At 47.4% G+C, this 13,012-nt stretch carries 14 protein-coding genes; 1 reads left to right on the forward strand and 13 read right to left on the reverse strand.

Annotated elements, in window-relative coordinates:
- Positions 1–352: 352 nt before the first annotated feature.
- On the reverse strand, positions 353–904 hold the full coding sequence (locus FE296_RS02450) for a hypothetical protein (protein ID WP_091018299.1): 552 nt from the start codon (positions 902–904) through the stop codon (positions 353–355).
- Between the two features lie 86 nt (positions 905–990).
- Between FE296_RS02450 and FE296_RS02455 the strand changes: the two genes are divergently transcribed.
- Entirely contained in the window at positions 991–1,581 is a 591-nt protein-coding gene (locus FE296_RS02455; RefSeq protein WP_150364148.1) for a TetR/AcrR family transcriptional regulator, read from the forward strand.
- 84 nt (positions 1,582–1,665) lie between these two features.
- Here the strand turns inward: FE296_RS02455 and FE296_RS02460 are convergent, their stop codons facing one another.
- From FE296_RS02460 to cysK, 12 genes are all read right to left on the reverse strand, one after another.
- Entirely contained in the window at positions 1,666–3,003 is a 1,338-nt protein-coding gene (locus FE296_RS02460) for a TrkH family potassium uptake protein (RefSeq protein WP_150364149.1), read from the reverse strand.
- A 204-nt stretch (positions 3,004–3,207) separates the two neighbouring features.
- On the reverse strand, positions 3,208–4,719 hold the full coding sequence (gene lysS, locus FE296_RS02465) for a lysine--tRNA ligase (RefSeq protein WP_047844500.1): 1,512 nt from the start codon (positions 4,717–4,719) through the stop codon (positions 3,208–3,210).
- Between the two features lie 113 nt (positions 4,720–4,832).
- Positions 4,833–5,312, reverse strand: a complete 480-nt coding sequence (greA, locus tag FE296_RS02470) for a transcription elongation factor GreA (protein ID WP_076216743.1) — start codon at positions 5,310–5,312, stop codon at positions 4,833–4,835.
- A 246-nt stretch (positions 5,313–5,558) separates the two neighbouring features.
- Positions 5,559–6,578: a tRNA dihydrouridine synthase DusB gene (dusB, locus tag FE296_RS02475; protein ID WP_150364150.1), complete on the reverse strand. Its 1,020-nt coding sequence runs from the start codon at positions 6,576–6,578 to the stop codon at positions 5,559–5,561.
- A 96-nt stretch (positions 6,579–6,674) separates the two neighbouring features.
- Entirely contained in the window at positions 6,675–6,869 is a 195-nt protein-coding gene (locus FE296_RS02480) for a helix-turn-helix domain-containing protein (RefSeq protein ID WP_036668438.1), read from the reverse strand.
- Positions 6,830–7,378, reverse strand: a complete 549-nt coding sequence (gene folK / locus FE296_RS02485; RefSeq protein ID WP_124118821.1) for a 2-amino-4-hydroxy-6-hydroxymethyldihydropteridine diphosphokinase — start codon at positions 7,376–7,378, stop codon at positions 6,830–6,832. Before folK ends, FE296_RS02480 begins: the two co-directional genes overlap by 40 nt.
- Positions 7,379–7,387: 9 nt before the next feature.
- Positions 7,388–7,750 (reverse strand): dihydroneopterin aldolase, encoded by a 363-nt coding sequence (gene folB / locus FE296_RS02490; RefSeq protein WP_150364151.1) that lies wholly within the window; start codon positions 7,748–7,750, stop codon positions 7,388–7,390.
- 117 nt (positions 7,751–7,867) lie between these two features.
- Complete coding sequence (gene folP, locus FE296_RS02495; RefSeq protein ID WP_150364152.1) at positions 7,868–8,731, reverse strand: dihydropteroate synthase; 864 nt, start codon at positions 8,729–8,731, stop codon at positions 7,868–7,870.
- Positions 8,728–9,612: an aminotransferase class IV gene (locus FE296_RS02500; RefSeq protein ID WP_150364153.1), complete on the reverse strand. Its 885-nt coding sequence runs from the start codon at positions 9,610–9,612 to the stop codon at positions 8,728–8,730. Before FE296_RS02500 ends, folP begins: the two co-directional genes overlap by 4 nt.
- Position 9,613: 1 nt before the next feature.
- On the reverse strand, positions 9,614–10,189 hold the full coding sequence (gene pabA, locus FE296_RS02505) for an aminodeoxychorismate/anthranilate synthase component II (RefSeq protein WP_124118817.1): 576 nt from the start codon (positions 10,187–10,189) through the stop codon (positions 9,614–9,616).
- 52 nt (positions 10,190–10,241) lie between these two features.
- Entirely contained in the window at positions 10,242–11,852 is a 1,611-nt protein-coding gene (locus FE296_RS02510) for an anthranilate synthase component I family protein (RefSeq protein ID WP_150364167.1), read from the reverse strand.
- 140 nt (positions 11,853–11,992) lie between these two features.
- The gene (gene cysK, locus FE296_RS02515) at positions 11,993–12,931 is read right to left on the reverse strand and encodes a cysteine synthase A (RefSeq protein ID WP_124118815.1); all 939 of its coding nucleotides are present in this window, start codon (positions 12,929–12,931) and stop codon (positions 11,993–11,995) included.
- Positions 12,932–13,012 lie beyond the last annotated feature (81 nt).

Consider the following 13,012-nt stretch of genomic DNA (forward strand, 5'->3'; position numbering starts at 1 on the left):
TTTCAAACTTTCGCGTTCATTCTGCAAGCAGAATGTTTACTCACTCGTTGTTCAGTTTTCAAAGATCAAACTTATTTTGTTACCGAATGTCGTTCTCTTCAGCAACTTTTATATCTTATCACATCCGAACCAACTTTGCAAGCTCTTTTTTTAAGTTTCTTTCGAAGCTTATTTCCTTTGCTTGCCGCACCGTGTAAACCGTGTTTTCTTGGCCGGACTTAGAATATACCATGTACAGATTTTGAATGCAAGTCTTTTTTTGAAACTATATTAACAATCGGTTTGATCTAATACAGACGTACATATGGTACTCTCCCAACTTAGCAAGTTCATACGCACGTCCATTTTCACTTTAATGTTTAACATTCCTAGCAGGAACCTTTCTTGGCCATAAACTGTAACTAAAACTTATCAGAAAATCGATTCCGAGTATCATTCCCCACACTCTGATCAGATTATTGAAGGCAGCTGTACGTTCAGCATCTCCAATCCACCATATCATGGCGAATAAAAAAGCACTTCCTATAGCCCAAGCCAATAGATGTCTAAACCATCCACTACGTTCACGACTCGCATGTTCTCTGCCATATAACTTGTTGCTGCGAGGATTCTCTCCACCCTTGAACCAATATAGGAAATATCGATCCGCCCAAGCGATCATCTGATGACCATAAGCAATACTTGCTCCTATATACACCGCAGCTATACCATGAATCATACTTGCTGTAGCTCCTCGCTGTAGATCCATGACTGTAGCTACCAGCAATAACAGATCGATAACCGGCGTTGCCATTAACAAACCGATGCCTAACCGCTTCATGCCAAGGAGATACCTGACACTCAGACCCGTGAACACAAACACCCAAAAGGCAATCTCACAACCTATAATGAAATAACCAATCATTTCAGCCCCTCCTTTTTTGATACATATGTATTAAATATAATTTAGCACGTATGTACTATAATAATCAACAGTGATATAATATGCCTATGCCTAAAATTGTTGATCATGATAAACAGCGCGTGCTCGTGGCCGAGGCAGCTTGGCGTATTATACGAAGAGATGGCATGGAGCAAGCCTCTGTTCGGAATATCGCTGAAGAAGCTGGAGTTTCGGTTGGCTCAATGCGCCACTACTTTTCTACTCAATCGGAACTACTACTATATGCCATGAATCTGGTATCTGAACGGGTGTCTCATAGAGTCCAAAAAATGTCCTTTAACGGTTCTCCCATGGACAATATGAAATGCCTATTGCTCGAATTCTTACCAAACACGGAAGAAAAACTGGCCGAAATGGAGGTGTGGTACGCTTTTACAGCCAGATCGAAAACCGATCCTACACTCAAAGAACTTGCTAATACCGTATATGATGAACTCAGACAAGCTGTAGGCTCTGTTATCACCTACCTGATAAAGCTCGACCTCTCCAGAACCGATCTGGACAAAGAACTAGAGATTGAAAGATTGTATGCACTCGTGGATGGCTTAGGCATACATACCGTGCTTAGACCGGATCAGATGAATGCCAAACTTATGGACGATGTTCTCACTTTGCATCTTGCTTCCTTGTGCCGTTAAACCAAAAAAACCGCAGCACATTCGTGTGACTAAGGCCCGTTACGATAACAGGAGTTAGTTCTGAATGTCTGACGGTTTTTCTTTTTATCCGATAATGATCCGGCCTTCCGGATGACGATACAGTTTCTTCTCTTTGCGCGGACGAAGGGCATACGCGATGGTTAATGGCCCAATCCGACCTACAAACATGGTAAAGGTAATAATGATTTTTCCCCAATTGGTCAACTCATCAGTCACTCCCACAGAAAGACCCACGGTACCGATTGCGGATGCAGCTTCAAACATCAGTGAAAGGAATGGCGCATCCTCTGTCGTAAGCAGAAGCATCACCACGATCATGAATATGATCAGAGAAACCATAATAATGGTCAACGCCCTCATCAGCAGTTCTTTCGGAACACGCTGGCGGAAAAATACAATATCCTTATTTCCCCGAATCATGGCATACACTGCACCAATCATGATCAGGAATGTAGTTGTCTTGATCCCGCCCCCGGTCGATCCCGGGGAAGCCCCGATAAACATCAGCAGAATGAAGAAGAATTGGGTAGCCTGCCTCATCTCCGTGATATCGATTGTACTTGTTCCCGACGAACGTGTAGAGACAGACTGGAAGAAGGACGCATAGATCTTCTCGCTCCAGGTGAGCGAAGCCAGTGTATGTCCATTGGTGAATTCGAAAACAAACAACACAATCGCTCCTATACCGATCAACGCTCCAGATACAGACAGCACCAGTTTGGACTGAAGAGATAGACGGCGGCGTTTGCGATACTCAAACAGGTCATTCAATACAACAAATCCAAGTCCACCAGAGACAACGAGTACAGAAGCGGTCACATTGAATATCCAGTCTCCGGTGTAGTATTGAAAGCTGTTGCCAAACAGATCAAATCCGCCATTATTAAACAATGAAACGGAATGAAATATTCCATAGTATACAGCCTGACCCAATGGCATCTCCGTTGCCCAGCGCAGCGCCAGTATGACAGCAGCCACCCCTTCAATGGTAAAGGAGAAAATCAACACCTTGCGGATAATGCGTACTATCCCTTCCATGCTGTCTGCATTAATGGCTTCTTTGAGTAATAGCCTGTCCTTGAGGGAGATTCGCTTGCCCAATACAAGCGCAAAGAGGGTAGCCATGGTCATGAAGCCGAGTCCACCAAGCTGCATTAATACCATAATGACGATCTGACCAAACAAATTAAACGTTGTCCCTACATCCACAACAACCAATCCAGTCACACATGCGGCAGAGGTTGATGTAAAGAGCGCGTCAATAAACGCCAAATGTTTACCGCTTTGGTTGGAGATTGGCAACATGAGAAGCACGGTTCCAATCGCAATGATAAGCAGAAAACCACCGACCAGAATTAACGGAGGAGATAAGAATTTGGCAAAGTGAAGCCTGAACTTCATGAAGGGCACCTCTTTTAACAAAAATACGAACAGGTTAATCTAACAAATTCAAGACGCGGTGCTACCCTAATGGTGCGCTGCGAGCAAGGGCCTTCTGAAAAACTTTATTTTTAGCGTCTATGTAAACCTAAAGAGGAACTTGCCCCAGCATGATACTGAATGGCAGGTTCCTCTTCTATTATGAACGTATCCTACGTTCCTTATTTAATCTTGCGTACGAGGACGCATGTGCGGGAAGAGCAGTACATCACGAATCGACGGGGAGTTGGTAAGCAGCATGATCAGACGATCAACCCCGATTCCCAATCCGCCTGTTGGTGGCATACCATATTCGAGCGCACGGATGAAGTCGTCATCCATCTCATGAGCTTCGTCGTTCCCATGTTCTTTCTCCAGCATCTGTGCTTCAAAGCGCTGACGTTGATCGATTGGATCATTCAGCTCTGTGAAGGCATTGGCATGCTCGCGTCCAACGATGAACAATTCGAAGCGATCCGTGAAGCGCGGATCTACATCATTTTTCTTCGCCAGCGGTGAGATTTCAAGAGGATGTCCCATGATGAATGTCGGTTGAATCAACGTCTCTTCTACGAATTCTTCAAAGAACGCATTCAGAATATGACCAAATGTCATATGTTTTTCAACCGGAACCTTATGTTCCTTCGCCAAGTTATGTGCTTCCTCGTCCGTCATATGTACGGAGAAGTCTACGCCCACAACTTCCTTAACTGCATCCACCATCGTAACACGACGCCACTGCGGCGTAAGATCTACTTCATAGTCCCCATACTGGATTACTTGCGTACCCAGTACTTCCTGTGCAATATGAGCTACCAGGTTCTCCGTCAATTGCATAATGTCCTTGTAGTCGGCATATGCCTCATACAACTCAATCATTGTGAATTCCGGATTGTGACGTGTGGACATACCTTCGTTCCGATATACACGGCCGATCTCATATACCTTCTCCAGTCCGCCAACAATCAGACGTTTCAGGTGAAGTTCAATCGCAATCCGCATGTACAGTTCCATATCCAGCGCATTGTGATGCGTAATAAACGGACGTGCTGCAGCTCCTCCTGCGATCGTATGCAACGTAGGTGTTTCCACTTCCAGATATCCAAGGGAATCCAGGTAACGGCGCATCGATTGAATGATTTTGGAACGTGCGATAAAGGTTTGTTGTACATCCGGGCTCATAATCAGGTCAACATAACGCTGGCGGTAACGCAGCTCTACGTCGGTGAGACCATGGAATTTATCCGGAAGCGGATAGAGCGATTTGGACAGCACTTCAAGATCTTTTACTTTGACAGAAGTTTCACCTGTTTTGGTCTTAAAGATCACGCCTGTTACCCCAACGATATCGCCAAGGTCCAGCAGGCTAAATGCCGCATACTTGTCTTCAGGCACGCTATCCTGACGAACATAGATCTGGATTCTGCCGCTCAGGTCCTGAATATGTGCGAAGCTTGCTTTACCCATTCCCCGCTTCGCCATAATCCGTCCGGCAATACTGACTTCGATGTGCTTCTCTTCCAGCTCTTCCTTGGTCAGTTCTTCATACTTCTTCAGAATGGAGCCGGCTTCTTCGGTACGTACGTATTTTTGGCCAAAAGGGTCGATTCCCAATTTGCGGAGCTCGTCCAATTTGTCACGGCGAATTTGTAAAAGCTCGCTAAGTTCGGTTTCCTGATTCAAGACTTCATCCGTCATGATCTTTATTCATCTCCTTATTTACATTGCAGGCATCGCTTGAGGACACTTCCTCAATGTTGAAAAAGCTTCCCTAAGGAAGCTTTTGTTTACCGTGCCCAACTGCTTCGTTACTATAGCTTTTTAATATCTACAATTTTATATTGAATTACGCCAGCAGGCACACTTACATCAACAACTGTACCATTTTTCTTGCCCAAGATCGCTTTACCGACAGGGCTTTCGTTAGAAATCTTGTTCTGAAGCGGGTTTGATTCAGCAGAACCTACAATTGTATACTCTGTGATGTCGCCGAATTCCAAATCTTCCACAGTGACTGTTGCACCTACACTCACAACATCGGTGTCAATCTCATCACTGTTAATAATGCGTGCGTTCCGAAGCATTTTCTCCAAAGTAATAATACGACCTTCAATGAAAGCCTGTTCGTTCTTGGCATCTTCGTATTCAGAGTTCTCACTGATATCTCCATACCCGATGGCTACCTTAATCCGTTCAGCCACTTCGCGGCGCTTCACTGATTTCAATGTTTCCAGTTCTTCTTCCAGCTTCTTAAGTCCCTCTGGTGTAAGGATAACTTCCTTGTCGCTCATCTCAACCGATTCTCCTGTCATGGGAATAATTTGGATTGTACGGCAACGGAATCAGTGCTAATTACATAGCTCCGCCCGCATACATCTTCAAAACTATATGAAGTTCTCCAGAGAAATAGAATATTCCTCCTGATGACTAGCCTTTAATTAACGCACATGGCGAATTTATACTGTGAAAGTATAGGGGAACGATCTCGAAAAGTCAATGTTACGTCCTCTATAGCTGTAAACGTTTTACAGTCTTAATTACGATGCAGTTCCGGCAATTACCGGTTCTGACTCCAAATTGCCTTCGCGTTTCAGCTGACTCACAAAGTTCTCCAGAATCTGTACCATCTCATCACGCTTGGTACCTTCCATAATAACGTCCTTGATGCGAGCAGATCCTTTCAAGCCTTTCAAATACCAAGCCAGATGTTTACGCATCTCGCGTACAGCAACCGTCTCATTCTTCAATGCGATCAGGCGATCCATATGCAGGATGGCAACACGGATCTTCTCTTCGCCATTCGGGTCAGGAAGCAATTCCCCCGTGCTTAAGTATTGAATGGTACGATACAGCATCCATGGGTTACCCAGGGCAGCACGACCGATCATAACTCCGTCACAACCCGTTTCATCCAGCATACGGCGAGCATCCTCTGGTGTATGGACATCACCATTGCCGATCACTGGAATAGAGACAGCCTCTTTTACATCTTTGATGTGTGACCAGTCAGCTGTGCCTGTGTAGAGTTGCTCACGCGTACGGCCGTGCACACTTACCGCCTGTCCACCCGCACGTTCAACCGCGAGCGCATTCTCCACCGCGAAGATATGCTCGTTATCCCAGCCAATACGCATCTTGACCGTTACCGGCTTCTCAACCGCATCTACTACAGCGGATACCATCTCATAGATCTTGTTCGGATCTAGCAACCAACGTGCCCCTGCATCACATTTCGTTACCTTAGGCACAGGGCATCCCATGTTAATGTCGATAATATCTGCATTGGTTTCTTGATCCACGATTTTGGCTGCTTCTACGAGGGAATCACGATCTCCCCCAAAAATTTGAAGGCTCAGCGGTTTCTCACGCTCATCTACAAATAACATCTCACGTGTACGCTGGTTGCCATGGATAATGGCTTTGCCACTCACCATCTCCGCGCATACGAGGCCTGTTCCGAATTCTTTTGCGATCAAACGAAAAGCCGGATTACATACGCCAGCCATCGGCGCAAGTACGACCTGGTTTTTTATTTCAATGCCACCAATGTTAAGCACGGTAGTCGTTCCACTCCTTTTTTAATTCTGTATATATCACGATATTAAGTTCGATCGATATCTTGGTTGTTGTAACATGACGAAACCGAAACAGTCCTAGTTGCCCCGCAACTCCTCGATACTGATTGCCAGCACACCAGCAATTCGATCAAGCTCTTGCTGTGATACCTTACGGTTTCCCCGTTCAATGGTTCCCAGAATGGCCAGCGAGATGCCGGTCTCGGCCGCAAGTTCATGTTGTGTTAAACCTTTCAGCTTCCGGAATGCCCGGATTCGATTGGCCAATTGCATGTTTTCCAAAGCTGTATTCCATCCTTTCCATCCAGTACAGACAACGATGATTGTACAAAGGTATACAAACCTGAAATCTCGCCCTCCGGTACGATATCCGACAGTGGCACCAGTACAAAAGCCCGTTCTCCCATACGAGGATGAGGCAATTGAAGCAATTCGGTATCTCGCGTCTCACCGTGCATCCAGAGCAGATCCAGATCAACGGTGCGCGGTCCCCAGCGAATATCACGAACACGTCCAAGCCGGTTCTCGATATCCAGTAATTCCGTGAGCAACTGCTCCGGTGTCAGCATCACCTGTACGGCGACTGCCATATTCAGAAATGCAGGCTGATCTACATATCCTACAGGCTCCGTCTCATATAGTGCAGAACAACGCAGAACGGATATATGAGGGTGTTCATCCAGCAAAGACAATGCTTCAAGCAGCGTCTGTTCCCGGTCACCCAAATTGGCCCCTAAAGCAATATAAGCCTCTGAAGATTCAGAGGTCGAATGTGCAATCATGATCGGTTCTCACTTTCTTGTGCGGCGAAGCTCTACCGTTACGCCCTCAAAATGAATATCGAATGGCGGATGTGGCTTCGTCACCTTGACTGTCAATGCATTGATAATAGTATAAGTGTCTAGTAAAGAAGATGCAATATGTTCGCCCAAAGCTTCAATTAACTGGAACGATTTATTCTCAACAATCTGTTTTACCAGCTCATGGATCTCGGCATAATTGATCGTTTTGGTCAGATCATCGTTACGCCCAGCCTCACCCAGGTCCATGTCAATCTCCAGATCAATATAATAACGTGCCCCTAGCTTCCGCTCCTCGGCAAATACACCGTGATATCCGTAATACTCCATTCGATGCATAACCATTCTATCCATACGATCCGCCTGCCCTCTATATATATTGAAATCCTAATCTATTTGAAGATATCCCTTAGCATCGCCTTTTAAAAAATGCTGTGCTTCCACTGGACGAGTCTCTCTGACCCGCCAGAATTATTTCCTCCGTAGACCCGGAGAAGCATATAACATGGCATCACACATGTCTGCCGTCCGCCGAATCGGCTTCACATCATGAACACGAACCATCTGGCAGCCTTGGGCAATGCCAAATGCCACGGTCGCAGCGGTTCCTTCCAGCGCATCATCCGCCCCAACATCCAGGGTGTTCTGGATGAATCTTTTACGTGAGGTGGCTAGCAGAACGGGATATCCCATTTCATTGAGCAAACCGAGCGATGACATGAGCTTCAGATTTTCTCCAAGATCCTTCACAAAACCAATACCCGGGTCCAAGATAATTTGATCTGCTTTCACGCCGGCTGTTAACGCAATCTGTATGCTCTCCTGCAAATCGCTGACGACATTACTCAGATAATCGGTATAGTTTCGCTCCTGCCGATTATGCATCAGAACGATGGGACACCCCAGCTCTGCTGCCGTGCGTGCCATATCTGGATCTGCTTTGGCACCCCAAACATCATTAATGATATGGGCACCGGCCAGAATAGCTTGACGCGCAACATCGGCCTTATACGTGTCTACCGATATCGGAATGTGCGGGGCTTGCTGATGCAATACTTCAATAACCGGAATGATCCGGCTCAGCTCCTCATCGGCGCCCACTACATTTGAACCTGGCCGTGTGGACTCCCCGCCGATATCAATCAGGTCCGCCCCGTCCTCCATCATTTGCATGGCATGAGCAACCGCCCGCTCCACATTGGTATACCGACCACCATCCGAGAATGAGTCAGGCGTGACGTTGAGAATGCCCATGATCTGTGTTCTTGCACCCAGCTTCAACTCCGCTGGCCCCCATGCATAGTTCCGTTCATAGATGACAGGTGTAAGTGTCATGAAGTATACCCCGCTTTCTGCCGGTACATACCCAGAAGGACTGTTGTAACCGGGCCTATATGTCCGTTGCTGATTATCGTTTCGACTCCGTCCTGATCCCGCAGAGTCGTAACCGGAACCAGTTCGGCAACCGAGCCTGTTAGAAATATTTCATCTGCTTGCAGGAGTTCCTCCCAGGCAGCTAACGTTTCTATGCAAGGAATGCCTTGCTCCGTGGCGATCTCAAGCACCACGGCTCTCGTGATGCCAGGCAGAATGCCGGTTGAGAGTGCTGACGTGTAGAGCGCATTTTCCCGTATCCAAAATACATTGCTGACAATCCCCTCAGCGACATGCCCATCACGGGTCAATTGTAGACCTTCTGCACCCTGTGCATCCTGCCCATACGCATTCAGCTCCCGTTTCGCCAGAATGCTGTTCATATAATGCAGTGACTTGAATCGGACTTCGCCTTCGGGCGTGTTGCGTGGTGTAGACAACCTTTGAAGCATTTTGCCACTTTCATATAAAGAGGGAGTGGGTTCAGGTAATGCTTTTGCCAGTAAAATATGATTTGGTTTCGAATAATCACCAGAAGGTAAACCTAGCGGCGCTTCACCCGCGGATACCGTATATCTCACGTACGCATCCTGAAGTCCGTTCGCCTGCATTAAACGTTGAATCCAATCTGTCACCTCTGCCGCGGTCGTTGTAAAAGGGATACCAAGTTCCTTACACCCCGAGGCCATGCGCTCCATATGCCGTTCCAAAAGATATGGGACACCCCGATAGGTCCGAAACGTCTCGAACAATCCAAGTCCGTACAAAAAGCCGTGATCCGTTACAGGAACCACGGCTGCCGCCATATTGACCAACTCTCCGTTTATCGCGGCATATTGCATATTATACCTTCACCTGTTGGGACAGGAAGTTGCGAAGCATCTGATGCCCATGGTCTGTAATAATGGATTCCGGGTGGAATTGAACCCCTTCAATCGCATATTCTTTGTGACGCAAACCCATAATTTCACCTTCAGCTGTCTCCGCTGTAATCTCCAGGCAGTCGGGCAGACTGCTGCGCTCTACAATGAGGGAGTGATAACGGGTAGCTGTAAATGGGGATGGCAATCCGGCAAATACGGATGTTCCATTATGGTGCATCTCGGATGTTTTGCCGTGCATCATGCGCTCTGCACGAATGACATTGCCACCAAACGCTTGTCCAATGGACTGATGCCCCAGACATACACCAAAGATCGGAATGCTTCCCTTGAAATGTTCGATGACTGCCAGGCTAATACCTGCTTCATTCGGTGTACAAGGACCCGGAGAGATCAGAATATGATCAGGTGCCAGTGCCTCTATGCCTGCCAAATCAATCTCGTCGTTGCGGCGAACTTCCACCGTCTCGCCCAGTTCACCAAGATATTGAACCAGGTTGTACGTGAAGGAATCGTAATTATCGATAACCAGTATCATATGCCTGCTCCTCCTCATCTTCCGTCAATCAAATGATGACGGTTGCTTCGTTTTATTTTTTAATGGCTTCGGCTCGCTCCACTTGTTCCTGTTCCATAGCTCTGCTTGCTTCTGCCTCTTCGCTGTAATTCACAGCTCTCATCATCGCTCTTGCCTTGTTGCGACATTCCTTGTATTCCCGATATGGATCGGAATCAATGACAATGCCTGCACCGGCCTGTACATAACCAATACCATCCTTAATGGCAAGTGTACGAATGACGATGTTCAATTCCATATTTCCACTGTAATCCATCCACCCGATGGATCCCGTATAAGGTCCACGACGCACAGGCTCAAGCTCCTCGATAATCTCCATGGTGCGGACTTTGGGCGCTCCGGTAATCGTTCCGCCCGGGAATGTCGCAGCAATCACATCAAATACGGATAACCCTTCTGCCAGTCTGCCTTCCACCTGGGAAACGAGATGCATGACATGGGAATACTTCTCGATGGTCATCAATTCAGGCACATGAACCGAACCGTAGGCTGCAATCCGTCCGATATCATTACGTTCCAGATCGACGAGCATAATATGCTCCGCCCGTTCCTTCTCACTACCCAGCAATTCATCCGCCATAGCCTTATCCTCTGCCTCATCACGGCCCCTTCTTCGGGTTCCTGCGATGGGACGAGCACTGACTTTCCCGTTCTCCACTTTGACCAGCAGCTCGGGAGATCCGCTTACCAGTTGAAAGTCTGGACTACGTAGCATACCCATATACGGTGATGGATTCACGAGGCGCAACCATTCATAAATATGCTCAGCGCTCGAATGAAGCCGTTTTTCCTGTCTCAAGGACAGATTCACCTGGAACACATCGCCCTGTCTGATATATTCCTGTACTGTGCGTACAGCCTGTTCAAAGTCCTCCTGTGGGAAGGAGGTTACCCACCCTTCGGATTCCCTGTTCGCATCTTCAGGCTGCGGTGTACGATTGACCTGCTTGTTGCGGCGTTCCAGTGCCTGCACTTGTTCCTCGGCCTGCGCAACCCCCATAATATGAAGCCATCGTTGCTGCATCGCTATCGCTCGTGCTTCGGCCACTGCATATAGACCACGAATATCGGTTTCGTTCGGATTAGGCTCTATAGCCAGATGAACCATGCAGAAAAGTGCCTGTTGCTGATGATCATACGCCCATATTTCTTCAAAACGCATCCACCAGTAATCCGGCAGATCCGGGTTATCTTCAGCCAAGGCTGGAAGCTTCTCCAACGATCTCGCTACATCATAGCTGAGATAACCTGCGTATCCACCCCCAAAGTCTGGAGCCCCAGTAACCTTAGGCGCACGATAAGGGGCTGTCCATCTCTTCAATACATCAAGCGGCTTGCCGCTGTCCGTCGAGGTCGTTCCTTGCGTCACATCATGAATAACTGCTTGTTGACCTTTCCCGGAAATTACGGATACGGGGTCTAAACCCAGAAATGTATATCTCCCGCCTTTGCCATTCTCCAGCACAATTGCGTATGGTGACGCCTGCTCCCAGGCTGCCTCCCACGATAACGGTAAACCGCCATGATACGGCCCCTCATCCGACTTGGTGATATAGGGCATCATGGTCCAGCCTTGTTCAGCCCACTCCATCCAGTCGGCGTATGTTGTCATCAGGTGTGTCATTGCGGTGTGCCGCCCTCCATCTGTCGCTAGTTCTATTGTCTGATAGTATACTAAAGCGCCGCCCCTTTTAAAAGCATTACGCCAAAAATCCTCCATACCCGTCATACGGGCAAGGAGGATTGGTTTTGTCATTTGTAGGTTTAGCCTTCGAAGTTGTAAAGCGGTGTGCTGAGGTAACGTTCACCGTTACTTGGCACGATTACAACAACGCGTTTGCCTGCACCCAGCTGTTTGGCAACCTGGAGACCTGCACGGATCGCTGCACCGGAAGAAATACCAGACAGGATGCCCTCTTCCTTCGCTACCTGACGAGCCGTCTCGAATGCATCATCATTCTCAATGTGGATGATCTCATCATAGATTTCCTGATCCAGAATCTCAGGGATAAAGTTGGCACCAATCCCCTGGATCTTATGTGGTCCTGGTTTGCCGCCCGCCAAAATTGGCGAAGCTGCTGGCTCAACGGCAACAATTTTAATACCAGCGAAAGCTTCTTTCAGCACTTCGCCTGTACCTGTAATTGTTCCGCCTGTGCCAATTCCCGCAACGAAAGCATCCAACGTACCGCCCACAGATTGGATCGCGTCCACAATCTCAGGGCCAGTCGTTTCACGGTGGATCTTCACATTGGCTTTATTTTTAAATTGCTCAGCCATGAAATAGGATGGATTTTCTTTCAGCAGCTCTTCCGCTTTTTTAACAGCACCATTCATACCTTCAGCTCCAGGTGTAAGCACAAGCTCAGCACCATACGCACGAAGCAAGTTACGACGCTCCAAGCTCATCGTCTCAGGCATTACAATAACGGACTTGTAGCCTTTGGCTGCAGCCACCATCGCGAGTCCAATTCCCGTGTTACCACTTGTTGCTTCGATAATGGTATCACCCGGTTTCAGCTTGCCTTCTTTTTCCGCTTCTTCCACAATGCTAATTGCGATACGGTCTTTCACGCTTGAACCTGGATTCTGGTACTCCAGCTTCACGAATATTTCAGCACTGCCTTCAGGTACGATACGGTTCAGACGAACAAGCGGAGTACCTCCGATGAGTTCTGTTACGTTATTAACTACTTTAGCCATATGAATGCCCTCCTTAGTGGATGAATAAAACTTGAGTCCTGTTAACCTATACTGTGCGGCCGGTAGCCTCTAGCTGTTATA

Origin of the sequence: Paenibacillus sp. UASWS1643, assembly GCF_008693195.1 — a bacterium.
Taxonomy (GTDB): domain Bacteria; phylum Bacillota; class Bacilli; order Paenibacillales; family Paenibacillaceae; genus Paenibacillus; species Paenibacillus amylolyticus_B.

Bases quoted from the DNA above. Each gene is read 5' to 3' on its own strand.
- FE296_RS02450 (WP_091018299.1), bottom strand. From the start codon at position 904: ATGATTGGTTATTTCATTATAGGTTGTGAGATTGCCTTTTGGGTGTTT.
- FE296_RS02455 (WP_150364148.1), top strand. From the start codon at position 991: ATGCCTAAAATTGTTGATCATGATAAACAGCGCGTGCTCGTGGCCGAG.
- FE296_RS02460 (WP_150364149.1), bottom strand. From the start codon at position 3,003: ATGAAGTTCAGGCTTCACTTTGCCAAATTCTTATCTCCTCCGTTAATT.
- lysS (WP_047844500.1), bottom strand. From the start codon at position 4,719: ATGACGGATGAAGTCTTGAATCAGGAAACCGAACTTAGCGAGCTTTTA.
- greA (WP_076216743.1), bottom strand. From the start codon at position 5,312: ATGAGCGACAAGGAAGTTATCCTTACACCAGAGGGACTTAAGAAGCTG.
- FE296_RS02480 (WP_036668438.1), bottom strand. From the start codon at position 6,869: ATGCAATTGGCCAATCGAATCCGGGCATTCCGGAAGCTGAAAGGTTTA.
- folK (WP_124118821.1), bottom strand. From the start codon at position 7,378: ATGATTGCACATTCGACCTCTGAATCTTCAGAGGCTTATATTGCTTTA.
- folB (WP_150364151.1), bottom strand. From the start codon at position 7,750: ATGGATAGAATGGTTATGCATCGAATGGAGTATTACGGATATCACGGT.
- folP (WP_150364152.1), bottom strand. From the start codon at position 8,731: ATGACACTTACACCTGTCATCTATGAACGGAACTATGCATGGGGGCCA.
- FE296_RS02500 (WP_150364153.1), bottom strand. From the start codon at position 9,612: ATGCAATATGCCGCGATAAACGGAGAGTTGGTCAATATGGCGGCAGCC.
- pabA (WP_124118817.1), bottom strand. From the start codon at position 10,189: ATGATACTGGTTATCGATAATTACGATTCCTTCACGTACAACCTGGTT.
- FE296_RS02510 (WP_150364167.1), bottom strand. From the start codon at position 11,852: ATGACACACCTGATGACAACATACGCCGACTGGATGGAGTGGGCTGAA.
- cysK (WP_124118815.1), bottom strand. From the start codon at position 12,931: ATGGCTAAAGTAGTTAATAACGTAACAGAACTCATCGGAGGTACTCCG.